General features: G+C 55.0%; 25 protein-coding genes and 1 pseudogene. 10 read left to right on the plus strand and 16 right to left on the minus strand.

What is annotated here, in order from left to right; translation table 11 throughout:
• Positions 1–364: 364 nt before the first annotated feature.
• The 6 genes from LKX83_RS30460 to LKX83_RS30485 all read right to left on the minus strand — a co-directional run bounded on the left by LKX83_RS30460 (position 365) and on the right by LKX83_RS30485 (position 8045).
• The gene (locus LKX83_RS30460) at positions 365–1885 is read right to left on the minus strand and encodes an ABC transporter substrate-binding protein (RefSeq protein ID WP_227886793.1); all 1521 of its coding nucleotides are present in this window, start codon (positions 1883–1885) and stop codon (positions 365–367) included.
• 7 nt (positions 1886–1892) lie between these two features.
• Positions 1893–2654, minus strand: a complete 762-nt coding sequence (locus LKX83_RS30465) for a response regulator transcription factor (protein WP_227886796.1) — start codon at positions 2652–2654, stop codon at positions 1893–1895.
• Complete coding sequence (locus tag LKX83_RS30470; RefSeq protein ID WP_227886798.1) at positions 2629–4389, minus strand: sensor histidine kinase; 1761 nt, start codon at positions 4387–4389, stop codon at positions 2629–2631. The genes LKX83_RS30465 and LKX83_RS30470 overlap by 26 nt, the downstream gene beginning before the upstream one ends.
• Positions 4390–4536: 147 nt before the next feature.
• Positions 4537–6054 carry an ABC transporter substrate-binding protein gene (locus LKX83_RS30475; protein WP_227886800.1) on the minus strand — a complete coding sequence of 506 codons (1518 nt, stop codon included), beginning with the start codon at positions 6052–6054 and terminating at the stop codon, positions 4537–4539.
• Positions 6055–6155: 101 nt separating this feature from the next.
• Complete coding sequence (locus LKX83_RS30480; RefSeq protein ID WP_227886802.1) at positions 6156–7085, minus strand: carbohydrate ABC transporter permease; 930 nt, start codon at positions 7083–7085, stop codon at positions 6156–6158.
• 15 nt (positions 7086–7100) lie between these two features.
• On the minus strand, positions 7101–8045 hold the full coding sequence (locus LKX83_RS30485; protein ID WP_227886804.1) for an ABC transporter permease: 945 nt from the start codon (positions 8043–8045) through the stop codon (positions 7101–7103).
• 357 nt (positions 8046–8402) lie between these two features.
• Here LKX83_RS30485 and LKX83_RS30490 point away from each other — a divergent pair.
• A pseudogene (locus LKX83_RS30490) lies at positions 8403–8696 on the plus strand (short-chain dehydrogenase); the annotation flags it as partial.
• A gap of 205 nt (positions 8697–8901) precedes the next feature.
• Positions 8902–9675 (plus strand): protein-glutamine gamma-glutamyltransferase, encoded by a 774-nt coding sequence (locus LKX83_RS30495; protein WP_370639157.1) that lies wholly within the window; start codon positions 8902–8904, stop codon positions 9673–9675.
• Here the strand turns inward: LKX83_RS30495 and LKX83_RS30500 are convergent.
• The 3 genes from LKX83_RS30500 to LKX83_RS30510 all read right to left on the minus strand — a co-directional run bounded on the left by LKX83_RS30500 (position 9672) and on the right by LKX83_RS30510 (position 12614).
• Positions 9672–10562, minus strand: a complete 891-nt coding sequence (locus LKX83_RS30500) for a class I SAM-dependent methyltransferase (RefSeq protein WP_227886838.1) — start codon at positions 10560–10562, stop codon at positions 9672–9674. The two genes, LKX83_RS30495 and LKX83_RS30500, sit on opposite strands and share 4 nt — an antisense overlap.
• Before the next feature lie 53 nt (positions 10563–10615).
• Positions 10616–12049 carry an MDR family MFS transporter gene (locus tag LKX83_RS30505; protein WP_227886807.1) on the minus strand — a complete coding sequence of 478 codons (1434 nt, stop codon included), beginning with the start codon at positions 12047–12049 and terminating at the stop codon, positions 10616–10618.
• 73 nt (positions 12050–12122) lie between these two features.
• Positions 12123–12614, minus strand: coding sequence for an RrF2 family transcriptional regulator (locus LKX83_RS30510; RefSeq protein WP_227886810.1), 492 nt, complete (start codon positions 12612–12614; stop codon positions 12123–12125).
• A gap of 317 nt (positions 12615–12931) precedes the next feature.
• On the opposite strand from LKX83_RS30510, the gene LKX83_RS30515 reads away from it, so the two are divergent.
• Both LKX83_RS30515 and LKX83_RS30520 read left to right on the plus strand, forming a co-directional pair.
• The gene (locus tag LKX83_RS30515) at positions 12932–14251 is read left to right on the plus strand and encodes a catalase (RefSeq protein WP_227886840.1); all 1320 of its coding nucleotides are present in this window, start codon (positions 12932–12934) and stop codon (positions 14249–14251) included.
• 103 nt (positions 14252–14354) lie between these two features.
• Positions 14355–15161 carry an oxalate:formate antiporter gene (locus LKX83_RS30520; protein WP_370639155.1) on the plus strand — a complete coding sequence of 269 codons (807 nt, stop codon included), beginning with the start codon at positions 14355–14357 and terminating at the stop codon, positions 15159–15161.
• Positions 15162–15452: 291 nt separating this feature from the next.
• Here LKX83_RS30520 and LKX83_RS30525 read toward each other — a convergent pair whose 3' ends face one another.
• Complete coding sequence (locus LKX83_RS30525) at positions 15453–16001, minus strand: alpha/beta fold hydrolase (protein ID WP_227886813.1); 549 nt, start codon at positions 15999–16001, stop codon at positions 15453–15455.
• A 142-nt stretch (positions 16002–16143) separates the two neighbouring features.
• Between LKX83_RS30525 and LKX83_RS30530 the strand changes: the two genes are divergently transcribed.
• A complete protein-coding gene (locus tag LKX83_RS30530) occupies positions 16144–16512 on the plus strand; it encodes a winged helix-turn-helix transcriptional regulator (RefSeq protein WP_227886815.1) in 369 nt (122 codons plus the stop codon).
• Positions 16513–16563: 51 nt separating this feature from the next.
• Here LKX83_RS30530 and LKX83_RS30535 read toward each other — a convergent pair whose 3' ends face one another.
• Both LKX83_RS30535 and LKX83_RS30540 read right to left on the minus strand, forming a co-directional pair.
• A complete protein-coding gene (locus LKX83_RS30535) occupies positions 16564–17124 on the minus strand; it encodes an NAD(P)H-dependent oxidoreductase (RefSeq protein WP_227886818.1) in 561 nt (186 codons plus the stop codon).
• A gap of 138 nt (positions 17125–17262) precedes the next feature.
• Positions 17263–17781, minus strand: coding sequence for a winged helix-turn-helix domain-containing protein (locus LKX83_RS30540; protein ID WP_227886819.1), 519 nt, complete (start codon positions 17779–17781; stop codon positions 17263–17265).
• An 83-nt stretch (positions 17782–17864) separates the two neighbouring features.
• On the opposite strand from LKX83_RS30540, the gene LKX83_RS34555 reads away from it, so the two are divergent.
• From LKX83_RS34555 to LKX83_RS30560, 4 genes are all read left to right on the plus strand, one after another.
• Positions 17865–18026 (plus strand): hypothetical protein, encoded by a 162-nt coding sequence (locus LKX83_RS34555; RefSeq protein WP_370639156.1) that lies wholly within the window; start codon positions 17865–17867, stop codon positions 18024–18026.
• 142 nt (positions 18027–18168) lie between these two features.
• Entirely contained in the window at positions 18169–18588 is a 420-nt protein-coding gene (locus tag LKX83_RS30550; RefSeq protein ID WP_227886822.1) for a DUF1259 domain-containing protein, read from the plus strand.
• Between the two features lie 53 nt (positions 18589–18641).
• Positions 18642–19064 carry a DUF1259 domain-containing protein gene (locus tag LKX83_RS30555; protein WP_227886823.1) on the plus strand — a complete coding sequence of 141 codons (423 nt, stop codon included), beginning with the start codon at positions 18642–18644 and terminating at the stop codon, positions 19062–19064.
• 282 nt (positions 19065–19346) lie between these two features.
• Positions 19347–19442 carry a putative holin-like toxin gene (locus LKX83_RS30560; protein ID WP_227886825.1) on the plus strand — a complete coding sequence of 32 codons (96 nt, stop codon included), beginning with the start codon at positions 19347–19349 and terminating at the stop codon, positions 19440–19442.
• A 377-nt stretch (positions 19443–19819) separates the two neighbouring features.
• Here the strand turns inward: LKX83_RS30560 and LKX83_RS30565 are convergent, their stop codons facing one another.
• Entirely contained in the window at positions 19820–20302 is a 483-nt protein-coding gene (locus LKX83_RS30565; protein WP_227886827.1) for a nucleoside deaminase, read from the minus strand.
• A gap of 139 nt (positions 20303–20441) precedes the next feature.
• On the opposite strand from LKX83_RS30565, the gene LKX83_RS30570 reads away from it, so the two are divergent.
• A complete protein-coding gene (locus LKX83_RS30570) occupies positions 20442–21335 on the plus strand; it encodes a LysR family transcriptional regulator (protein ID WP_227886828.1) in 894 nt (297 codons plus the stop codon).
• On the opposite strand, the gene LKX83_RS30575 is transcribed toward LKX83_RS30570, so the two are convergent.
• From LKX83_RS30575 to LKX83_RS30585, 3 genes are all read right to left on the minus strand, one after another.
• On the minus strand, positions 21295–21888 hold the full coding sequence (locus LKX83_RS30575) for a GNAT family N-acetyltransferase (protein WP_227886830.1): 594 nt from the start codon (positions 21886–21888) through the stop codon (positions 21295–21297). The two genes, LKX83_RS30570 and LKX83_RS30575, sit on opposite strands and share 41 nt — an antisense overlap.
• A gap of 46 nt (positions 21889–21934) precedes the next feature.
• A complete protein-coding gene (locus LKX83_RS30580) occupies positions 21935–22648 on the minus strand; it encodes an SGNH/GDSL hydrolase family protein (protein WP_227886833.1) in 714 nt (237 codons plus the stop codon).
• A 110-nt stretch (positions 22649–22758) separates the two neighbouring features.
• Positions 22759–23112, minus strand: a complete 354-nt coding sequence (locus LKX83_RS30585; RefSeq protein WP_227886835.1) for a winged helix-turn-helix transcriptional regulator — start codon at positions 23110–23112, stop codon at positions 22759–22761.
• Positions 23113–23258 lie beyond the last annotated feature (146 nt).

Consider the following 23258-nt stretch of genomic DNA (forward strand, 5'->3'; position numbering starts at 1 on the left):
GACGCAGTTGCAGGAGAACAAGCAAAGGATGTCACTTTGTTTGCAAAATTTCTGGTTTTTTCGTAGGCAGAGGGGCTGTTTTGTCCAAATAAGCGCGCATGCAACCGTTAGAAAAGAAACCTCCGTTTTTTGGGCCGATTAAGCGCTGTGACAACCGCTAGCATGGCCATGTTCCAAACCGATCACTCGTTCGAGGCTAACCCGGGACCCCGCTATGGCACGATATACCATTCGTACAGCAATAAGGGCGATTTGCTCCAGAAAAGAGGCCAACGACGGAATGCGTCATTTAACGGACGGGAATGCGTCATTTTAGGAAATAAGTCGCCAAGCCGGAGTCGGTGCCGAAGTTGCTTTTTCCGGATTACGAATGGGCGGCTCTCCAGTCGTCCAGCTGCCTTTGCACCTCGGACCGCACCTCGTCGATGCCCGCCTGCCGAAGCTCCTGGTTAAACTTCGGCAGCACCGAATCCACGTTCACGCTGCCCGTCATCAAGCTGGGAAAGTATTTCTCCCAGACCATCTGGATGTTCTGCATCTGGATGGGCATCCGGGACAAGTCCGGGGTAAAGCCCAGCGTGCTCGACACGACCGCTTGCTTGTTGCCGGCGCGGAACTGATCCCATTTATCCAACGGATCCGGGAACTCCCCGCCCATGGTCTTCAAGATGAACCAATTGCCCTGGGTGTACTGCACGCCTGCATAGCTTGGCTGGGCGTCAGGGATCGGATTGCCGGCTTTGTCCTTGGGCGGACCGGGCACCACCTGACCGTTGCCGTCCAGCGTGTAGTGCACGCCCTCGATTCCGAAATTGAACAGATTGCGCACCTCGGAATCCGTGTTCAGCAGATTGAGAAACTTGACGGCTTCGACGGGATGCTTCGTATCCGCGCTGACGGCCATGACTCCTCCTCGCGTGGATTCGGTCGTAATCAGCGCGGGGGTTACCGGATAAGCCACCAGCTTGTACCCGCGATCCTTGCTCCAACTGTTTTCCGCGAGCGGGCCGCCCCCCGCTGCTTTCCAGAATACCAACGCGCCCCGCTTCAGCCCTTGGCTTTCCCGCATGGCCGCGTCCTCATTGATATAACCTTCCGCGTAATAGCGGCGAAGCAGGTCCAGCACCTTCCGGGCTTCTTCGGTCTCGAAAATATTCACGACCGGAGCATGGGGATCAAGGACGCGCACCATGAGCGGAAGCGTCTTCTCGAATACGTACTGGTAGCCGTCCAAGGCGAAGAAGTTTTGCGAGTCCTTGTCGAGCTCCATCGGCTGATAGGTCGGTTCCTTCTGCTTGATCATCCGCAACAGCGGCTCAAGGGATTCCAGCGTCGTGTACTTGGAGATGTCGATCCGATACTTCTTGACCAGCGCCTCCGGGTACATCCACTGATCGCGCACGGCCAGCTCCTTATTGGTCGGCACGCCGTAGATGCCGCCGTCCTCCATCCGCACGCCTTGCCAGAACACCGGGTCGATCGCGTCATACATCTCCTTCCCTACCGTGGACAGATAGTCGTTCAGCTTCAGCCACGCGCCGCGCTGCGCGTAGGTCGAGTACTCCGGCGCAAACGCGATGTCAAATGGCGTCCCCGCCGACACGAGGGTGTTCAGACGGTTTTCGTACTCCTGCCAGCCCACCTTGATATACGTGACGGTAACGCCGATTTTCTTGGCCAGGACCTCGTTGATCTTGTCGTTGACCATCTGAAGGTCCTTGTCGGAATCACCGATCGTGTAATAGATCAAATTCACCATATCGCCGGAGGTCGCGGTGCTCACCCCGTTGTCGGATGCGGAGAAGCAGCCGGTTATAGGCAGCGTTAGCATCAATACGAGCGCGAAGGATGCGGCGTGACGGCGCCAATTCCGTTGTTGTCGCATGGCGGCGTTATTCCTTTCTTCGCAGATCCGAGGGCGATTTGCCAAAATACGCGTGGAAATGAGAATAAAAATAGTTCAGGTTGGGATAACCGACGGAACTCGCGATGTACATGATCTTCTCGTCCGTAGACTGAATGCGCTCCCGGGCGCGAAGCATCCGGTAGGCCATCAGATATTCCGAGAACTTCTTTTGCGTTTCCTTGAGAAAGAGCTGCCCGAGGTACGTTCCATTCATGCGAAACCGTTCCGCGACCGATTTCAAACTCAAATTCTGGGCGTACTCCGCCTTGACGATTAACAGAATGCGATTGGTCAGCTTGGACAGGCTGTCGTAGCGCACGCCGAGCACCGGATCCGTGTCCTGGTCGCCGCGGTCCACCCCTTCCAGCGTACCGTGCAAATCTTCGACGATAATTTTCTCGACCAGCTGCTGCAGCTTCGAACGTTCGACGGGTTTGAGCAAGTAATCTTTGGCTCCGCAGCGAATCGCCTCCAGCGCATACTGGAATTCGCCATAGCCGCTCATGATAATATAATTCGAAGGAAGACGCAGCTCTTTGAGCTTGTGGATGGCATCATAACCGCGATGCTTCCCGATGCATACGTCGAAGATCGCCAGATCCGGCAATAACTCCACCGCCTTTGAAATCGCGCCTTCATACGTTTCGCTCGTCTCGATGCGGCTAAATCCGTATTTCGCCCAGTCCAGCGTCCGCTTCATGCCCTCCAAAATCTGCGGTTCGTCATCCACGATCAGCAGCTTGTACATCGTTCGTCGCCTCCTTGGATAGGATTACGGCTATTTTAACGCCGGCTTCCTCGTTGTTGTCGATCTTCATGGCAAAGCCGACCCCATAGAAGAAGCGCAGCCGGGTATACACGTTGCGCAGGCCGATGCTATCCACCGGGGCGTCGTCGTCGCTGGCGAGCTTGTTTCTGATTTCGATCAAGCGCTGTTCAGAGATCCGGTCTCCATTGTCCACGATCTCCAGCACGAAGCGATCCTCTTCCTCCCAGCCGTTCACGATAAGCAGGTTGTACTCGCTCGCCGGGTCAAAGCCGTGAACGAAAAAGTTTTCCGCCAACGGCTGCAGCCAGAATTTCACGGTGGGCAGGGACATTAACGCCGATTCCACATGGAACTGATAATAAAACCGGTCCGGATATTTGAATTCCATGAGTTTCAAGTACTTTTGGAGCAATTCCAACTCGCTGCCGAGCGAAATGATATTGTCGTTCTTGACGATATCACGGTACAGCGCTCCTAAGGTGGCGATGGCATCCGAGGTGTAGTCGGCGCTGTTCACCAGCGCGGAGGAACGAATCACCTCGAGCGTATTATATAGAAAATGAGGATTGATTTGATTCTGAAGCGCTTTCATTTCGGTCTCTTGCTGCTTGAGTTTGAGGAGATAATTGGTGCGGATATGCCGATCGAGCTGATGGATCATATCGTCCAACTCCCGGGCGATCATGCCGTATTCGTTCCTCCGGTAGCGTGCCGGGCTAACCAACGTAAAATTCGCCGTCTTCGCGCGTCCGATGGACAAGATAATCCGCCGCAGGAAGTTCGCGTCCTCGCGCAGATTATATACGATGAGCAGCAGGACGCAGATCATCGCAGCCAGCACGATGAGAAACACGATGAGCAGCACATTCGCTTTTTGACGGATCAGCGAGCCCACATCCACGATGCTGACGAACCGGAAATCGAACTCGTTGGAGTGGAACGCCACAAAATACGCGCGGTCCGCGAGTCCCGTCGATAGAAAGCCGTGCGCGCGGCCGTCCGCCACAACCCGGCGGACCAGCTCCTCCGTGCTGCGGCCGCTGCCGCCGATCAGATACACGTCTCCGGCAGCGCTGACTGCCGCAGCTTCGTCCAAATGGGAATTTTGCACCGTCTGGAAAATCCGGTCGCTGCTGACCAGGAATCGAAATTCACCCAACTGGCGAGAGATTTGGTTCGGATCCGACAGCTTTTTGTGGTAGACGAAGCCTTTTTGGATTGTCTCGCGGAACGTTTCGTCCGTATTGGGCAATCGGAATTGAAAGCTCGTGTTGCCGTTGCTGTCGAAGCTCACCACGTTGCCCTCTTGCTCGGTATGCAAGCTGACTTGCGTGACGTCTCCCTTGCCCCCGTTGCTCAGAAAGGACTTCATGTCGTCGGGAAAGGAGACGAGCGGCCGATTATAGTGGCTGCCTTGCAGCCTGCTCGTCAAATAGCCTTCCGCGTTATTTCCCAAGAAACTGCGAATGTCGGACACCAGTCCGCTGTTGGAGTACACCTGCTGCATGAACGCTTCGATTCGGTCGGCATCGTACTGAAGGGAATTTTCCACCCGAGCGAACGCCCCGGCAGCCTCATTCCGAGAATTGCCCACCCATTGGTCCAGCAGTACCGCGCAGGTGAGCGCGCCGAGGGCCAGGCCGATGAGCACCACGGATAATGCATATGCAATGAACTTGCCGCGATAGATCTTGATTTGCATAAATGAACGCATGCGGCGTCTCCTTTGCGAATAGGCTTTTGTCCCACCCCACCGTTCAACCATATTACGTCGCGATCGCTAAATTCAATCCTCTCTTTTTGTGGCAGAAAACCCGAACGGCCCTCCCCGTTCGGGTTTTCTGAATGCTGCCTGCCAGACTTATTTGAAATACGCGTCGATTTGCTCTTGGGCGGCCTTCGTAATCGTATCCATGCCTGCGCCCTTCAGTTCCGCCACGATCTTCGGTACCATCTTCTCCGGATCGGAAGCGCCCGTAAGCAGCTCGTACCGGTATTTGTCCCAGACCGCTTTCGTATTGGCCACTTCGGTGCTCAGCTTGCCGATGTCCAGCGCGAAGCCCAGGTTCGTGGAGGATGTCGCTTGATCGTTCAGCTTGCGAACTTGATCCCACTGATCGACCGGCGCGCCTTTCGTGACAGCCAGGTCGAAGAACGTTCCTTGCGTATACGCGGCCAGCGGCCACGTATCCGTTTTGCGCTCGATCACTTTCTCGCCGTCCACGTTGTCATAGTCGACGCCCAGTTCGCCGAAGGCCAGCATGTTGCGCAGCTTCGGATCCGTATTGACCAGCTGCAGATATTTCAACGCTTCGTTCTTATACTTCGAGTTGGCCGAGATGGCGTTCAGAGAGCCTTGGATCGTACTCGTCGTATAGATCGGGCCGAAGATTTGGAACATGTCGTACTTCTGAACACCTTCCGTGATCTGCCAGTTCGTTTCCGCGCCAGGGAACGCCTGCGCCGCGAAAAACGGGCGACCCTTGTCCGCTTCGGTTTTGGTCGGCGCATCCGGATTGATTATCCCATCCTTATACCATTGATGCAGCTGCTTCAGACCGTCCATGACGTCCGGCTGCTCCAGCACGGAGACGACTTTGCGGGAAGCGTCGTCGACTTTAACGCCGATCGGTGCCAGACCGAGCGTCATATCATCGTACCCGTTGAAGAATCCGTTAAATCCGTCGCCTTGGGTGAGCGACAACGGGTAGAAGCTCTTGCCTTCGCCTGCCTTCATATCGCGGAACGGCTTGTCGAGGTCCTTCAACGTCTTGATGCTCGCAGTGTCGATGCCGTATTTCTGCACGTACTTGTCGTCGAACACCCAGTATTGGGTCAGGGACGAGTCCTTGTACGTCGGCACGGAGTAGATTTTTCCGCCGATCTTCGTGCCGTCCCAGACCTTCTCGGGGATGAACTTGTAGAGATCGGGCGACTCGCTTTGCACCAAGTCGGTCAGGTCGGCGAACGCGCCCATGGCCACTTGCTGGCTATACTTGCTGTTATTCGTAAACATGATGTCGAACGGCTCGCCGGTGTTCACGATGGTATTGATCTTCGTATCCCAGTCGCCCCAGCTTGCGACCTTGATGTCGATTTTCACGCCGATCTTCTCGGCCGTGTATTCGTTCATCGCGGCGATAGCCTTGTCGAAGTTGGCCGGCATTTGGCCGCCGATCGTCCACCATACCAGCGTAGGCACATTGCCCGAATCGGCCGGCTTGGTCGCTTCCGTCTGCGTATCGGCAGGCGTGTTGGCGTCGGATGGCGTATTGCTGGCGGTCTCGGAATTAGAATTCGAGGATCCGCAGCCCGCAAGAGCGGTGACCAGGAGTGCCGCGGCACCGAACGAAAGCAGTTTCTTCTTTGTCCCTTTCATTTCTGTTTTCCTCCCTTTGATCGCGTTCTTCAGCCTTCTTCATTCCCGCCGTCTGCAGTCGGCGGATATCATAAACCGGACGAAGCCCGGTTTATTTCGGATTAGCCTTTTACGGCGCCTACCGTCAGACCGGAAATAAAATAGTTCTGGAAGAACGGGTAGGCCACAGCCACGGGAACCACGATGACGATGGCCACGGCCATGCGCGCGGATTCCTTGGGCATGGTGGCGACCAGCTCCGCATAGCTGATCCCCATGCTGGAGGCATTCTTTGCAAGGGCGTCCACGTTGGTCATCAAACTGTTCAAGAGCGCCTGCAGCGAGTACAGGCTTTGGTTGTTGATGTACAGCATGGACTGGAACCAGTCGTTCCAATAGGCGAAGCAGAGGAATAAGCCGATTGTCGCCAGGACCGGCAGCGAGATCGGAAGAACGATCGAGAAGAAGATGCGCAGCTGGCTCGAGCCGTCGATCTCGGCGGATTCGATGAGCGCGTCCGGAATCGTGCTGCGAAAGAAGGTTTTGCAAATGATGACGTTGAAGGAGGAAACGGCCAAAGGCAGAATGAGCGCCCATATCGTATCTTTCAGACCCAGCAAATTCGAGTTGATATAGTAGCTGGACACCAAACCGCCGTTGAACACCATCGGGATGAAGACGATCCAGGTCAGCAGCCCTTTCAGCTTGTATTGCGGCCGGGACAGGACATACCCCATCGACGTCGTCAGCAACACGCCCAGCACGGTGCCGACGCCGGTCACGAGCACGGAGATGCCGAGCGCCTTCGTGATCATCGTTCCTTGCTGCGCGATATAATGATACGCCTCTCCGGAGAAAGCCGCCGGGAAGAGATGGTACCCGCTGCTGCGAATGGAATCCTCGCTGGTCAGCGAGATAGACAGCACCACGAGGACAGGGATCAGGCATAGCAGCGCCAGTAGGATAAAAATCAGATGGAAGATGACGTTTGTGCCGGTTCGGATCCGGTTGAATTTGTCCAGACCCGATTCGAATTTCGCGCTTGATGACATTTCCCGCATCCTCCTTTACATCATTGCGCTTTCTCGGTCTACGCGACGCACGATCCAGTTGGCAATCAGAATGGTCACGCAACCCATTACGGACTGTACGAATGCGGAAGCCGAAGCCATGCCTACCGTAGCGGTCTTGAGCTGCTTATACACCAGAACGTCCACCGTGGTCGCTACATTGAACAACGAGTTGGAATCCCGCGGCACTTGGAAGAACAAGCCGAAATCGGTGTAGAAGATGCGGCCTACGGCCAAGATGAACATCATCACGATGACGAGCTTCATGAGCGGCAGGGTAATGAATCGCGCCTGATGCCACTTGGATGCGCCGTCGATGACGGCAGCCTCGTAGTACGTGCTGTCGATGCCGGTGATGGTGGCCAAGTAAATGACCATCCCATAGCCCAGGCCCTTCCATACGTTCATGAACACCAGGAAGTACGGCCAATATTTCGGTTCCATATACCAGTTCACCGGGTCCTTGCCCAGGCTGTCCAAGATTTGATTGGCGATCCCTTTGTCGAAGCTTAGAAATGCCCACACAATGGCGGACACCACGACCCAGGAGAGGAAGTACGGCAGGAACATCAGCGTTTGATAGATTTTGCCGGCCTTGCCGCTATGCAGCTGACCGATCATCAGCGCCAACGTGACGGGTACCGCGATGCTCAGCACGATGAAGATCAAATTGTAGCCCAGCGTATTACGGATCACGACCCAAGCGTCGTTCGACTTGAACAGAAATTCAAAGTTTTTGAAGCCGATCCAATCGCTATGGATGACATTGCTCAGAAAACCCCCGTGGATCTTGAAATTCTTGAAGGCGATCACGAGGCCGAACATCGGCAGGAAACAAAACAAGATGTACCAGACGGTCGTCGGTAAGGCCAGAAGCGTCAGTTCGGTATCCTGTGTGCGCCAGCGCGTTCGCAAGCGTTTTCGCCCGCTCTTCATGTCCATGTTCGCCCACTCCTTGCGTTTGCTCGCATTCCGTTTGTACGCGCTTTCAGATCCTGATCATCTTGATTTCGTTGATGTCATTGTATAGAAAGTCGTTTGCTCCTTTCTAGACAAAAAACATGAGTCCGCAGTCAACAAACGTTAGATTTTTGGGGTAATGTGAGGCTGCGTTACGGTTTGGCGCTCTTTCCCGCTTGACATTTACCGTTTTCCGAGATCCAAAGCTACGACTGGCACCTCCCGGAAGTCGCCATGAGCTTCGTCTTGCAGGATGAGGGGATCTGGTACTCGATCGACTTCTACAGCGAGAACCATACGTTAAAGGAAGGGCTTCCCCAGCATTGGCGCAATCTCACGACAAAAGCCGCGCTTCATTCTTTTACAATGAGCCTGAGACATCAACTTTCCGACACGTCCGTAGAAGTCATTGAAGTTGCTCCTACAGCAGTGAATACGGACTTAGGCGGAGCAGGATTGCATACGCATGGAGAACCATTGGATGCCTTCGCAGATGGCATATTTAAAGGATTAGAAGAGGGTAAATCAGAAATTGGATATGGCACTTCCGTCGATCGCTTGCGCATGTCGCGAGATGAAGTCGACGAATATACAGCCAATATGTATAAGGCTATGAAAAACACCCTTGATTAAAAAAGCTTCCTTCCGGATCAAAACGAAACTCGCCGCAATATGGGCGAGTTTTCGTTTTGATATTTCGATCCCAGCCCCAACGAGTTCCCTCAAGCAAGATGATTTCGCGTACTACTGTTTTAAGCCGTCTCAACATAACTTAAGGTAAACCCTGTATCGGGATAGGCCGCGGCGCCTGGAAAGGAGGAGGATTCCTATCATTACGATTTCCAATACCGATATGCCCGTGGATACGGCCTCATGGTCTCCCGTTGCGATCCAAATTTACGAGCAGAAAAAGAACAGCGCGGTTACCTACCGTTATCAATCCGTTCAGCATTTGCGTTTCGAAATGGCGCTAAGGGCCGCCATCGTCGCCGCGGCCGATGCTTTAAGCTCCAGCGGCTTGCGGTTTGCCACCTTCAAAAACGCGAAATGCAACGAGCAATTTTGGGATTTAACGGGGTTCGGCGGATTCCGGATCAAGGAAGGCAGCACGCCGGCTGCGGGAATCCGGGATATTTTCAATAACGGCGGCAAATACGCCACCGAATGCGCGACCGCCAGCGTCATCGTGGTATACAAGGGAGTGCTCGATTCGATTGCGGAGTCCGATTTCAACCGCCTCTTCGCCGATTTGGTTCTGTATGACTGGGAGGGTAACGAGAATCTGCGGTTGACGACCCGATCGGGAACGGAGTCTTTTCCCGGCGACTTGCTTTATTTCAAAAATCCGGATTTTTCCCCCGATACCCCTCAATGGCGCGGCGAGAACGTCGTCAAGATCGAGGACGACCTTTATTACGGGCATCCTTTCGGCATCGTGCCGGCAGCCACGATCATTGCCGGCTTGAACCGGTACCGTCGTCCCGAGAGCGACCAATCCGCGTACCTCTTGGATGAAGTCACGCAGCCCGGCTATTTGTATCTCTCCCCATTTGCGCCCGACGCGAGATCGGCCATCCGCGTGCGCATAGGCGATCGGCATTTCGTGTATTAAATCTCTCTCGTATACATGTTCTGATCCTGCAATCGAATCAGCACTTTGCCGAAACGTCCGCCCTCCCGGATGATGACTTTGCCGGACGGATAGGCTTGCTCCAAATAGTCGGCAATGATGCTCCGATTCCGCTCGTCTTCAGGCAGGCGGCGATGGTGTAGCCAAGTCATCGCTTCTTGAAGCGCCGCTTCTCTGGAGACTTCCGTCGTTTTCGTTTCCCGGGTGATAAGGGATTCGTATGCATAACCTTTCAGATAGAGCAGGTGCAGCAGATACCCCATTTCCATATGTTTCGCATGGAAGGGCTGACCGGTGACGAGCGGCCAGATTTCATTCACCAAGCTGTTCTCCGGAGGACTTGCCGGCATACTGATATAGCAGAATTTCCGAGCGCACTGGAGAATCTTCTCCACGCTGTCCCAATCGTGAACGACCGGGCACATCGAGACAAAGACGAGATCGAAGGCCTGGCTCCAGCTTTTGGTCTGCACATCGATATCTTCAAACTTTTCGGGAACAATTTTCACCTGGTCTTCGGCGAACTTCGAGATGCTTTCTTCCAGCAATTCGATCTGCGGGGGAGAGGTCTCCACGGCCGTTACGCGGGCCCCTCGCTCCGCGAACGGCACCGAGAATACGCCCGATGCGGCGCCAATATCCAAAACGGAGGCGTTTTCGAATCGAACCCCTTGTCCCTCAAGCCAGTTGATGATTCGTTTGGTTCGTTTTCTTCCCTCTTCGTTAAACGATTGTTCATGAAATGACTTGGCCTTGTGGTCAAAAGATCTGGCAGGATCGATTCCGGCACTTCTCATCTTCTTTGCGGCGGTATCGGAATCGTCTTTCCACGCTTGCTCCCAGAGGGCTGCATTGAAAAAATCGTTCATCATCGTTTCTCGCTCCTTATGGTTGATAATTTCCCTAGACGGGACGGCCATTGTCAGCCTTCCGTCTGTTCAAGTGCCGGCGATTTTCCTTTGCGGAGGAAGAGACCAAGCACGAGCGCAATGAGCGCGATGAAGACGCCGATCCAGAACGCGTTGTTGATGCCGACCGCCAGCCCCTTGGCTATTTCCGCCGGAGACTGAGGATCGCTCGCTTCGCTCAAGTACCGTTTCTGTCCGCCCGACATCATACTGATGTACAGGGCCGTTCCGATTGCGCCCGACACCTGCTGCAGCGTGTTCAAGATCGCCGTCCCGTGCGGGTGGAGATGGCGCGGCAGCTGGTTAAGCCCGGCTGTCTGCGCGGGCATCATGACGAGCGCGACGCCAATCATCAACGCGATGTGCACGGCGACGAGGAAGCCGGTGGTCGTCGCTTCGTCGAATCGGGTGAACAGCCACAACGAGGCGGCGGCAATGACAAGCCCGGGGATGACAAGAACGCGAGGCCCAAACTTGTCGAACAACTTGCCTGAGATAGGGGCCATAACCCCGTTCACAACTCCCCCGGGAAGCAGGATCAAACCGGATTTGAATGCCGTCATCATCAGCACGCCCTGCATGAACATGGGAAGCATGATCGCCGACGAGAAAAATGTCATTAGAAGCACGAACAGCAGCACCGCGACAAGCGCGAACATGGGATACCGGAACGCCCGCAAATCCATGATGGGCTCCTTGAGCAGCAATTGCCGCCAAACGAACAGTGCCAGGGCGACGCCTCCCGCCGCAATGGTCCAAATCACTTCCGGCACCGACCACCCCAGTTCACCGGCCTTGCTGAACCCATAGACGATTCCGCCAAAGCCGATGGTTGACAGTATGATGGACAAGAGGTCTACCCGCGGCTTCGTGACTTCCGACACGTTTTTCATGAAAGCAATCCCGACGATCATCGAGAGCAACGCAAGCGGCAGCACGAGGTAGAACAGCCAACGCCATGAAAGTCCGTCAACAATCAGGCCCGAAATGGTCGGACCGATCGCCGGCGCGAACATGACGACGAGCCCCAACATCCCCATTGCGCCTCCCCGCTTTTCCGGCGGATAAATGGTCATGATGACGTTCATCGTAAGCGGCAGCATCATGCCGGTCCCGATCGCCTGAATAATCCGCCCCGCCAGCAGCACGCCGAATCCCGGCGATACCGCCGAGACGACCGTGCCGACGAAGAACAGACTCATCGCCGACAGAAACATTTGCCGGGTCGTGAACCATTGCTGCAATACCGCCGTCACCGGAACGAGCACGCCGACGATGAGCAAATAGGCGGCGGAAAGCCATTGGATCGTCGTCGCGGACACGCCGAACGATTTCATCAATTCGGGGAGGGCATTGCCCATTAGCGTCTCGTTCAAAGCGGCGACGAACATTCCGACGATCAGTGCGACCATGATCGGACCGCGCTTCATAGAATTAACATCGATCATCAGTTTCTCCTCCAAGCTCATATTCTATTATACGCGGATCTAGGATATCCATAATTAGTGTACAAGAAGTTCATCACTTCTTGTTTGCCTCGTGGCTGCAACGCTTGAACGCCTCATCCAATACCGACTGGATCGTGCGTTCCCGCAAGTATTGATGCAGATGCTGTTCCGCGCCCTCCATCACCTTCTCGACCAAACATTCGTTCTTTCCCGTACGCTCCTTGTCCCGCTCCCGCCGGGCAGTCCCCTCTTCCGCCAACAACCGATGCTGCCGCGAATTCGTATTGGAACATTCGAACAACTTCTGTCTACCTTCCATCACTTGAATCACATCCAGAAACGTAATCCGATCCGCCGCCCGTGCAAGCTCGTAACCGCCGTTCACCCCTGGCACAGCACGTACGATTCCATCCTGCCTCAGCTTGGACATGATTTTGGATAAATAGCTTTCGGAAACACCGAGTGACCCGGATAATTCCTTGATCCCGACGTTGCTGCAACGTTCCGCGTGTCCCAGATGAATTAAGGCGTGCAGAGCATAATCCGTGCTTTTGGAGAACTGCAAGTTTCCCTCCTCCCTTCTCTAGATCATCAATAACGTGGACCTACGGTGTCCATAATAAACGATTCCGCTTCAAGTTGCAATGGCATTTTTGATCCGAGCGGCGTACGCGATGATCGTCATTTGGTCATAAACGCCTGGAAACGCCGCATAAGTCATAGTGTACCGGAGCTTTGACTAGAGGCATGGGAGGCAGATCCATGGACGGAAACGAAAAGAAGGAAACGCCCGGGCAGGCTTCGTCGAGGTCGCCGTGGCAGCAGCCCGGAAACGTTTATCCCCCGGGATACGCGCACCCTCCCCTCCCCTGGGCTGGGGATATGACGGCTGCCCATCATTCGCAAACGGTCGGGAACCGCGGCCCCGTACTGGAACAGGACAACGTTTTGCATGAGACGCTGGAGACGTTTGTACATAGCAAAATCATCGAGCGGCCCGTTCACGTGAAGGGCTATGGCGCATTCGGCTACTTCCAGACCGTACAATCCATGGCTGCATACACCCGGCTATGCTTCCTGCAGCAGCCGGGGCAGCAGGTGCCCGTCACCGTAAGGTTCTCCCTGGCCGTCAGCAACAAGGGAACACCCGACACTTCCCGCAACGTGCGGGGATTCTCCACCAAATTCTATACGGATCATGGCGTGTTCGATCTCCTCTGCAACCACATTCCCGTATTCCTGGTCCGGGACCCTATGCGGTTTCCCGAGTCCATCCAGGCATTGTCGCCTTCGCCGATCAACAACCTGATCGATCCCGAACGCTTCTGGAGCTTTATTGCCCGGGCGCCCGAGGCCACGCATTTTCTTGTCCGGCTCTATTCGGACGCGGGTACGGCCAAGAGCCTTCGCCATATCCCGGGCCACGGCGTCAACACCTACGTCTGGAGCAATGCCCAAGGGGCGCGCACGTACGTGAAGTACAACTGGATTCCGGCTGCGGGTGTGCAATACATCGACCGCCAGGAAGCGGCGCGGCTCGCCGGGGAAAATCCGGATTACGCGGGCAAGGATCTGTATGACACGCTCGCGGCGGGCCGGACCGTAGAATACGGCCTTTACGTGCAGCTCATGAATCCCCGGGACGAGGCCATGCTGCCCTTCGATCCGCTGGACGATACGAAGATATGGGACGAACGGCGGTACCCCTTGATGCCGGTCGGCCGGCTCGTCCTGAACCGCAACCCCGACAATTATATGGAGCAGGTAGAGAAGATTGCCTTCTCGCCCTCCAACCTGCTGGACGGCGCCGAGCTGTCCGACGACAAAATGCTGCAGGGACGCGCCAATATTTATTGGGACTCGCAGCGGCGGCGGATCGGGCCGGAATTCCGCAAGGTTCCGATCAACCATCAGGAGCACTGGTCGCCCGACTCCCTCGTGACCAGCGGCAGCGGCCGGTACGTGGAGGGACATCTTGTCCGGGCCGACCTGTCCAAGCCGGATAACTTCACCCAGGCCGGCCAGTATTATCAGAGTCTGCCGCCGGTGCAGCAGGAGCACCTGGTCGACAATCTCGCCGGCGATCTGGCGGGTATCTCCCCGGAGACGCAGCGTTTCGTGCTGGGCTATCTGCATCAAGCCTCGGCGGAGCTGGGCGAACGGGTTGCCCGGCACATCCAAGCGCATCCCCATGGAAGTTAATCGAAGGGACGGCCGCTTGGCGACCGTCCCTTTTGCATTGACACGGTATCCGCGCCATGATACTCTGTCGTAATACCCATTTTATGGGTACCGTTTAAAAGGAGTGGGAGCGTTGAATATCACTTTGCACGAGCGCTTTATCGAACGGATCCAACCGATCCTCATGCAGGACGATCGGTTCGTCGGACTTCTTGCAGGCGGATCCATGATGCAGGGCGAAATGGATGCCTACAGCGATCTGGATCTGATCGTCGTTTACAAGCCCGAATTCCGGGATGAAATCATGGCTCAGCGCCTGCAAATCGCAGAGGGCCTGGGGCACCTGCTTGCCGCGTTTACGGGGGAACATGTCGGCGAACCTCGCTTGATCATCAGTTTATACGGTCCGGCTCCGCTGCATGTAGACTTCAAATTCGTGACGCCTGCAGAGCTTGAATCCCGCATCGAGGATCCCGTCATCCTCTGGGAGAGGACGCCCGAGATCGGCGCGATCCTTGGGCGTACCCAGGCAAGTCAGCCGCAGCTCGATTTGCAATGGATCGAAGACCGCTTCTGGGTATGGGTCCACTACGGGGCCGTCAAGCTGGGAAGGGGAGAACTGTTCGAGGTGATGGACCTGATCGCTTATTTGCGCGGCACGGTGCTAGGCCCCATGATCCTGGCCGGTCAGGGACGACCTCCCCGGGGAGTCCGAAAACTGGAGCAGCATTCGCCGGACGCAATCCCCGAACTGGTCGAAACCGTCCCCGCCTACGGCGCCGAGAGCTGTTATCGCGCGCTGCAGGCGAGCATTCGCCTGTATCGGCGCCTCCGCCAACCGCATTCGGACAAGCTGACGCTCCGGGAGGACGCGGAACAAGCGGCGGTGAACGATCTGAATCGCATCTTCGCCTCCTTGTCGAACGGGTAATCCGGAAAAATCTCTAACGGTTGCAATCGCGCTTATTCTGCTCGAAATGCCCCATTTCTGATTCTAACGGTTGCTGGCGAGCTTATTTGGCGGAAATTCACCGAAAACGGTCTAGTTTGTCTGAATAGCCTCTCTCAGAACCGTTAGATTTTTCAAAGCGAATTTGTCCCATGGATAGCCGCTAAGGCAACCGTTAAATGTAATTCGTACCGATCGCAACTTCCGCGCTTATTGCAAAATACGTACGCATCGCACCAACCGCACGCATCGCATGCTTCGCATCGACCGCGCTTACTGCAAATTCCGAATATCCTGAGCTACCTCGGACATGTCCTCGCCGAACAAGTGCCCGCGCCCTTCGAACTCCCGTACGATCGCCTGCGGGAAGGTCTTCACATACTGGCCCAGGTGGGAAAACGGCACGATATCATCGTCGCGGCAGTGATAAAAGGTAACTGGCTGGATGTCGGAGATGGCGGACGCAGCATCGCTTCTCAAGGCGAACGCTTCGACGTCCCAACCTTCGGGACCCCAATAAGGAGGGGCCAACAGGAACAGGCCCGCCACGGAATGATCCGGCTTTCCTTCCGACACATACTTCAACAGCATCGATGCGCCAAACGAATGTCCGATCAGGATCGTTGCGCCGGGATAAGCAGAGAGATCGATTCGGATTTGCGCGATCCACGCCTCTCCGTTCGGCCTGCTTTCGTCGGGCATGCGCGGAAAATGGATCCGATAGCCGTCCCCAAGAAGCTGTTGCAGATTCGAAACGAGTTGTCGGTCGGCCTCGTAAGCCCCTTCCCCGGCACCTTGAATGAACAGCACGTTACTTGCCATTCCGTCCACTCCTTTGTCTACGTCTATTTTCAGCATTGTAGCATACAAGCTTGGCGGCGGTTTCTTACCGATTGCGGATGTTACCGCACCTTGGCTTGCCCGTACCGCTTATTTTATACTGGCCTAAAGGAGCGTGACCGCGGTGAGCAAAACCTGTGTTCCGACCGGCACGGAGCCCAAAGACACCGGCTTCGGCTATACGTTGTCCGTTATCGGCGGCAAGTATAAAATGATCATTCTGTATTGGCTTTGGGAAAACAAGATCATGCGGCACAACGAACTGAAGCGGAGCATCGGCAACGTCAGCTTTAAAACGCTCAGCATCATGCTGAAGGAGCTGGAGGCGGACGGCCTGATTGTTCGCAGGGAATTCCCCCAAGTCCCGCCCAAGGTCGAATATTCCCTATCCGAGCGCGGCCTTACCCTTATTCCGATCATGAACATGTTGTGCAACTGGGGAGAGGCCAACAGCCGGTACGCGCCCGGGGCCGCGGAAGAACGGCAGGCCTGATGGCGCAATCATAAAGAAGGCTCTCCGAGGAGGAGAACCTTCTTTTCGCTTTTACATTCGATCGATAAATGGCAGGTATTCTTGCGCGCTCCTGTCCAGCTTGGCCCCGGGCGACTCGGCTTCTTCGCCGGGGACGTTCCCGCCGGGCTCCGCCTCCATGCCGTAAAACGCGAAGAACGAGCGGTAATCCGCGTCGCAATACCGAAACGTCGTCTCGAACGGCGTCAGCAGCTGGCTGAGCGTATAGCGGTATCTCCCCTCCGGCCGGTAATCCTCCTCCCGGATGCCGGCGGATACGGCGAGGCCGACCTTCCGGCCTTTTAAACGGTCCCCCCGGGAGCCATAGGCCCATCCGTAAGCAAACACGTCGTCCAGCCATTTCTTCAGCAGCGGCGGGCAGTTGAACCAGTAGATCGGAAACTGCAGGACCAGACGGTCGTGCGCTTCGATGAGCTTTTGCTCCCGTTCCGCCTCAATATTGCCGCCGGGGTACTGCCGATACAGCTCATGAACCGTATACTTCTCGGGGTAGCGGCGAAGCTCCTCTACCCACCGCTTGTTGACCACGGAAGTTTCGATGTTGGGATGCGCTACGACGATCAGCGTCTTCAAGGCTTGACCCTCCTTTGATGCAGATATGCTTGTAGGAGTATCATAAGGGCCCTGCCGCCGATCCGGAAGTATGCACTTTTGGTTCAGGTACTTACGTTTAGGTGAGTATAGGGTTTAAAAATGAGTCGGCCTGCAAGATCAGGAAATAGAATTGTCATATTCTTCGGAACCCGGCAGAGATGCATGAGAGATGCTGCCGGGTTTTCCGGTTGCCCGCCAGAGCACGCCCATCAATCGAAGCAACACCTCACCTTTGATTCCGATTCTGTAGCCTCCTTTACCTTTTTCTACGAGGCCGGAGTCCATTAACTCATTAATGGCGGAATCGAAATCAGAATCCAGCTTAGCGCCCTCTCTTAATGCACCCTCGTTAATAGCCATGTCCGAGCCAATATAACGGCTTTGCGTGAGCAGCGCAGAAAGCAGTGAATCCCAATCCTCCGAGAACAAGTCGATCGGCAGAAACGGATCTTTCCAAATGAGTTCTGTTTCTCTTAATGCCTCGATCGAGCTGCTGCAAATGAATTTACCTTTCCACCAGACGGTAACACCATCAGGGCCTGCATGCATAAAGGGCGATCCCTGTTCAGGTTGTTCCATTGCATGTTGGGCATGCACAAATGACATTTCATCAATGAGATGGAATATAACCATCATCAACAAGGATCATTACGTATGGCCCCTTTAAACCGAGGGGGGTAATTGATCGACGAGGCGAAGTTCATGGGGTAAGGGATTTAATGGTTGCAGATGCGTCGATTATCCCATTTACTGTGGACGGCAATACCTCAGCAGCGACTTATCTTATTGGTTATACGATTGCCAGGAAAATGATGATGGGCGCTAAAAAAAAGCAAAATCACAGGATTATCAATCATCTGCATGAAGACGATGGGGAATAACCGCTTGATAGAATAAACAGGAGAAGGACTTGAGATTCGAGTCCTTCTCCTGTTTATTTTTGTAACATTAGGGGGGTTTTGTCCAATTCGTTTTTTCACTTGGATCATATGTTATCCGGAAGACGATCAAAGGAGGATGTATATGGCACAAAAGGTGAAAGTAAGCCCACAATTCCAAAGACTTTGTACTCAATTTGGAAAGATCCTGGGAGGCGTATCCGAAGTTGATGAAGGGCCGGTTTGTTTTGTCACGCGGATGACGAACCTGAGGGAATCGATTTTGGGTAGAAGAACACGCTCCCCGTTGGTTCAAATGCAAATGTTCTCATTTGAATCTCTTGATAAGTCGGGCCGCGCGCTTTGTTTGGGTGAGACTGCCGTTCATCAAAATCAGGTGAATCGATTGATCTCAAATCTCCGTAGACGCGGGATTAAAGTGACTGCGATTCATAATCACTGGTTAAAAGAAAACCCGCGTTTAATGTATATGCATTGGGAGGCCATTATGAATCCTGTTACGTTTGCTAGAAGAACCAAGGAATCCATTGCATTCTTGGGTTAATAGCTAAGCTCTGAGGTTGTATTTGAATAACAAATGAAAGGATGATTTTTCATATGGCAGAACAAGTGAAAGCAAGCCCCCGCTTTATAAGGCTGTGTAACCAATTTTCAACCATTTTAGGTGGAACCGAGCATTCGATTACAAAAGGACCTGTTTGTTTCGTTACTAGAAACAGGAAATTTAACGCCGCTATTTTAGGGAGACGAACTACATCTCCTTTGGTTCGTTATCAACTGTTCTCGTTTGAATCACTAGATCGTTCGGGACGCGCGCTCTGTCTAGGGGAAACGGCCCTCTTCCAAAACCAAGTCAACCGATTGCTGTCCAATCTTCGCAAAAACGGGGTTACAGTAACGGCAGTCCATAACCACTGGTTGTTTGAGAACCCGCGTCTCATGTATATCCACTGGGAGTCGATCGATAACCCCATTGCATTTGCAAAGAAAGTAAAACGTTCTATTGCTTTCTTGGGCTAATTAAAGGACCTCTGATGAAACTAAATCCGTTGACCTCAATCAAATAAGAAGGCTGAGTCCTCCCCCGATGCAGGGAGGGTCCAGCCTTCTTTGTGTCTATATGGATAGATGTTTTCTTCCTCTTTCCATTTATTTATAAAAAGAAAATAATCTAATTTTCAAGTTCTTCAAATGCTCGCCGCACGATAAGAACGCTTGATCGCATTTCGAATAAACGTCAAGATAAAGTTGTACAATTGAACCTTGGGTAGGCATGGTTTCCCTTCGAAAGGAGGTGAGGCCATGGAAATAAAAGATGCAATCCTCATCATGATTGCTTTTTTAACCTTTGTTATTGCTCTTTTAACATACATCGCGAATAACTACAAGAGAAAGTAAAAACCCACCCCAAGGTTAGCGCCAAAGGTGGGTTTTTGCCCTTTTCAGCTTAGAAGGGAAACCCATCCAAGCCAATTATATAGGCCGAGTGTTCGCAGCACTCGGTCTTTCTATTGCGATTTTAACATCTGCGGTATCGCATAAACAAGTGATTAGATACGGCAACCACTTTCGGAGAGAATACTTTCTCCGACATCATGTTTGCAAGCTGTTGAACGAAAATCGCAAAGAGGGCCGCAACAGCCCGCCTCTCAGCAACCTGTCGCAGCCCCAAAGCCCGCGTCCGACGCGGCTTCCCGGCTCTTACTCTTCTCCCACCGCAATCGGATTCCCTCATAACTAATCCAATCGCTCCAACTGCAGCTTTCGCGTGACGCTTACCGCCCGCCCGCGCGGAACCGACGATGAAGCTCCCGCACCTGCTCGGCGAGCTCGGGCACGGGGCCGTCTACGACCGCATCCCGAATGACTTCGCGGATCGGCAGGTTGCGGACGCGCGAGGGGGCGACCCCGAGCTCGTCCAGCCATTGCGCCAGCTGCGCGGAGGAGCTCGCATAGACGATGCGGCCCAATCCGACCCAGCCGTGGGCCGCCGAGCACATCGGGCAGTGCTCGCCCGACGTATACACCGTCGCCTGCGCTCGTTCCTCCACCGTCAGATGCTGAGCCGCCCACCGCGCCAATGCGAACTCAGGGTGCTGGGTGTGGTCGCCGCCCGCGACATGGTTGTGATCCTCCGCCAGCACTTCTCCGCCCGCCGAGACCAGCATCGACCCGAACGGCTCGTCTCCGGCTTCCAATGCGGCTTCCGCCAGTTCGACGCAGCGCCGCAGATGCAGCAGATCGATATCGTTGATCAAACGCAAACCCTCCTTTTCCATCCTTAGTCAGGCAAGCATCCTTTGACAACCTTATGCTATCATGAGGATATCCGAATGAAAAATATATAAAACATTGGATTCGCTTAGCTTTTTCATATAGAAGAAGGAGGACCGGGCAATGGACATCCGGCAGCTGCGCTACTTTATCGCAATCGTGGAGGAACGGACGGTGTCCGCCGCCGCCAAGCGGCTCCATCTCTCCCAACCGCCGCTCAGCCAGCAGCTGAAAGCGATGGAAAGCGAGCTCGGCACCCGGCTGGTGGAACGCAGCGGCAAATATTTGGAGGTTACGGATGCGGGGAACATGCTGTACGCCTACGCGCTGCAGATGGTTCAGCTCATGGACGAGGCCGCGGCGCAGGTGAAGGAAGCCGGCAGCGGAGCCCGGGGCAGATTGTCGATCGGAGTAAACACCTTCTCTGTGGCGGAGCTGCCCGAGATTCTCCATCTGTTCCAGCAACGTTACCCTAAGGTCACCTATCAAATTCACCAAAACGAATCCGCCCGGCTCTGCCGACTGGTGCGCGACCGGGAGGTCGAACTGGCGTTCGTCCGGCTGCCGCTGGAGCTGGACGACGACTTGTCCCTGCTCCATCTGTACGATGAGCCATTCTACTGGATTGCGTCCGAGCGAGAGGCGCCGTTCGGCCCGAAGGTGTCCCTCGCCGAGCTGGAGAACGTTCCTCTCATGCTGCCCAGCACGCGGGGGCTCGGCGTGCATTATTTGATCCTGCGGGTCTTTTCCCAGCATCGTCTCGAGCCCCGGCTCCTCGGCGAGTGCTCGGACATCTCGCTCTTGATGAGCTTGGTCTCCTCCGGCTTCTGCGGATCGATCGTCCCGGCAACGCTGCTGGACCGGTATCCCGGCTATCCGATCCAGGCTTGCCAAATCGACGATGCCGCCGGGATGTCTTCGCCGGTGGGACTCCTCTGGCTGAAGCATCACCGCTTGTCGCCCCAGGCGCAGCACTTCATCGAGCTGCTCCAGGCGGCCCAGCGTCGACCGTCTTAGCCACGACCCAGTGGTTTGTTCCGAGCCTGCGGACTCTTTGAAATCCCTGGCGCTCCAAGACCGACAGCGTCCCGTTGTAGAGGAAAGAGCCCGACACCGATCGGCCTTCGACGTCCTCGGGGTAGCTCTCCACGATTCCTCCGCCGAGTCGCGCGATTTCCCGCAAGGCGCCTTCCAGCGCGAGGGAGGCGATGCCTCTGCCCCGGTATGCCCGATCGACGAAAAAGCACGTGATTCTCCAGTCCGGCAGCATCCCGAGACCCTTCTGGTACTCCCGTTTGTGCTTGATGCGCGGCAGCTCGTCCGGCGCTCCGAATTGGCACCAGCCTACGACTTCCGCACCGTCGTACACGAGCGCGGCATGGGCCCGGCCTTCCCGTACGCGCTGCTCTTTTTCGGACCGGTTTTGGGCAACGGTCTTGGACCGCCCGACGCCTTCCGGGTGAACCGCCATGCACCAGCAGCCGCCCCAGACGCCGTTGTTCTTTTCCACCAATCGGGCAAAATCCGGCCAAGTGCTCTCCTCCAGAGGCTTTACGCTAAAGTCCGTCATCGGCATACCGCCTCCCCTCCCAGCCCCTGATCTCCGCAACATAGAGCTACAGATACTTCTGCAGGTTGTTCAGTACGACGGCATACCCGTTCGGCAGCATATGAATCCCGTCGGTCGCGTACTCCGCTTTGAGATTTCCCTGCGCGTCCGTCAGTCCCTCGTTCACGTCGATATAGGCATAGCCGTGCTTCGCCGCCAGTTGCTCGATCGCGCGATTCGCTTCCCGGATCGCTTCGTTCGTCCGGTGCCGGAACACCTCTTCCATCGAAGCCCGGGGGACGAAGGGAAATTCCGCCTCGGCGTTCACGGGGTAATACGCCATGACGTATACCCGGCAATCCGGCAGCCTCCGGGCGATGCGGGTCAGAATGTCGTCGTAGTTCTCGATCAGCCGCTCCAGCCGGTAATCCGGCAAGCTGATATCGTTGGTCCCGATGTTGATGAAGATCTTGGAGGGTTCCAGCTCGAAGATACAGGCGTCCAGCGATGCCTGCAATTCCGTCGTCACATAGCCGGCGATTCCCCGGTTATAGATGCAGTAGGAGCGATCCAGGGCTTGCTGCAGTTCGTTGATCGGGAAAAATTCCATCAGCGAGGAGCCGACGAGCACCGTCTGACCCTTTCGGGCCAACGGGTTGAGGATGTTGTACTTTCGAACCTTCTCCTGCTTCTCGTCGATCGTTTCCGGCGCCGGAGCCATCTCCTGCATCCCGGCCTCGGCCGACGGCAAACGGTCTTCGCGTTCCATTGATGAAGTCATGGGGCGTTCTCCCTTTCTTCCCTTATTGAACCTAAAATAATCCAGAAGCGCGAAACGGTCAATCCATCCTTTTCGGACGTTCAGTCAACAATCTCTCGCGCCTTCTTCGCTCAACCTTTTGCTTCCTGGCGCTCATCCGCATCCTTCCGCAAATGGCCGCCGTACTCCTGGGTCCACGTCCACATCGCGGCAAAAATCGGCTGCAAGCCCAGCCCGCACTCGGTCAGTTCGTATTCGACGTGCAGCGGGACGCCGGGATACAGCGTACGCGTGACGATGCCCTTCTCCTCCAGCAGCCGCAGGCGGTCGGTCAACGTCTTCGGACTGATGGGATGCAGCTTGCGGCGCAGCTCTCCGAAGCGGCGGGTTCCGTTGAACAATTCGAACAGGAGCAGCAGCATCCACTTGCTGTCCAATATCTCCATGATCGGCTCGACGGTGCCCGGGCAGGATCGATCCATCATTGCCTATCCCCTCCATAGTTCATTTTTTGAAACTATTGCACATAAATGTAACTACTTTTCAAATGTACCACAGCTCCAATACAATGTGAATCAAGAGAGCAGCGGTACGATGTCAAGACCTTAAATCAGACATATTTGAATGAAGC

It is taken from the genome of Cohnella baijiui (assembly GCF_020731285.1).
In the GTDB taxonomy this organism is placed as follows: domain Bacteria; phylum Bacillota; class Bacilli; order Paenibacillales; family Paenibacillaceae; genus Cohnella.

Bases quoted from the DNA above. Each gene is read 5' to 3' on its own strand.
- LKX83_RS30585 (WP_227886835.1), bottom strand. From the start codon at position 23,112: ATGATGGATCGATCCTGCCCGGGCACCGTCGAGCCGATCATGGAGATA.
- LKX83_RS30560 (WP_227886825.1), top strand. From the start codon at position 19,347: ATGGAAATAAAAGATGCAATCCTCATCATGATTGCTTTTTTAACCTTT.
- LKX83_RS30470 (WP_227886798.1), bottom strand. From the start codon at position 4,389: ATGCGTTCATTTATGCAAATCAAGATCTATCGCGGCAAGTTCATTGCA.
- LKX83_RS30480 (WP_227886802.1), bottom strand. From the start codon at position 7,085: ATGTCATCAAGCGCGAAATTCGAATCGGGTCTGGACAAATTCAACCGG.
- LKX83_RS30515 (WP_227886840.1), top strand. From the start codon at position 12,932: ATGACGGCTGCCCATCATTCGCAAACGGTCGGGAACCGCGGCCCCGTA.
- LKX83_RS30575 (WP_227886830.1), bottom strand. From the start codon at position 21,888: ATGACGGACTTTAGCGTAAAGCCTCTGGAGGAGAGCACTTGGCCGGAT.
- LKX83_RS30555 (WP_227886823.1), top strand. From the start codon at position 18,642: ATGGCAGAACAAGTGAAAGCAAGCCCCCGCTTTATAAGGCTGTGTAAC.
- LKX83_RS30460 (WP_227886793.1), bottom strand. From the start codon at position 1,885: ATGCGACAACAACGGAATTGGCGCCGTCACGCCGCATCCTTCGCGCTC.
- LKX83_RS30475 (WP_227886800.1), bottom strand. From the start codon at position 6,054: ATGAAAGGGACAAAGAAGAAACTGCTTTCGTTCGGTGCCGCGGCACTC.
- LKX83_RS30500 (WP_227886838.1), bottom strand. From the start codon at position 10,562: ATGAACGATTTTTTCAATGCAGCCCTCTGGGAGCAAGCGTGGAAAGAC.
- LKX83_RS30485 (WP_227886804.1), bottom strand. From the start codon at position 8,045: ATGGACATGAAGAGCGGGCGAAAACGCTTGCGAACGCGCTGGCGCACA.
- LKX83_RS34555 (WP_370639156.1), top strand. From the start codon at position 17,865: ATGGTTGCAGATGCGTCGATTATCCCATTTACTGTGGACGGCAATACC.
- LKX83_RS30570 (WP_227886828.1), top strand. From the start codon at position 20,442: ATGGACATCCGGCAGCTGCGCTACTTTATCGCAATCGTGGAGGAACGG.
- LKX83_RS30505 (WP_227886807.1), bottom strand. From the start codon at position 12,049: ATGATCGATGTTAATTCTATGAAGCGCGGTCCGATCATGGTCGCACTG.
- LKX83_RS30550 (WP_227886822.1), top strand. From the start codon at position 18,169: ATGGCACAAAAGGTGAAAGTAAGCCCACAATTCCAAAGACTTTGTACT.
- LKX83_RS30465 (WP_227886796.1), bottom strand. From the start codon at position 2,654: ATGTACAAGCTGCTGATCGTGGATGACGAACCGCAGATTTTGGAGGGC.
- LKX83_RS30525 (WP_227886813.1), bottom strand. From the start codon at position 16,001: ATGGCAAGTAACGTGCTGTTCATTCAAGGTGCCGGGGAAGGGGCTTAC.
- LKX83_RS30580 (WP_227886833.1), bottom strand. From the start codon at position 22,648: ATGACTTCATCAATGGAACGCGAAGACCGTTTGCCGTCGGCCGAGGCC.
- LKX83_RS30540 (WP_227886819.1), bottom strand. From the start codon at position 17,781: ATGATGGTTATATTCCATCTCATTGATGAAATGTCATTTGTGCATGCC.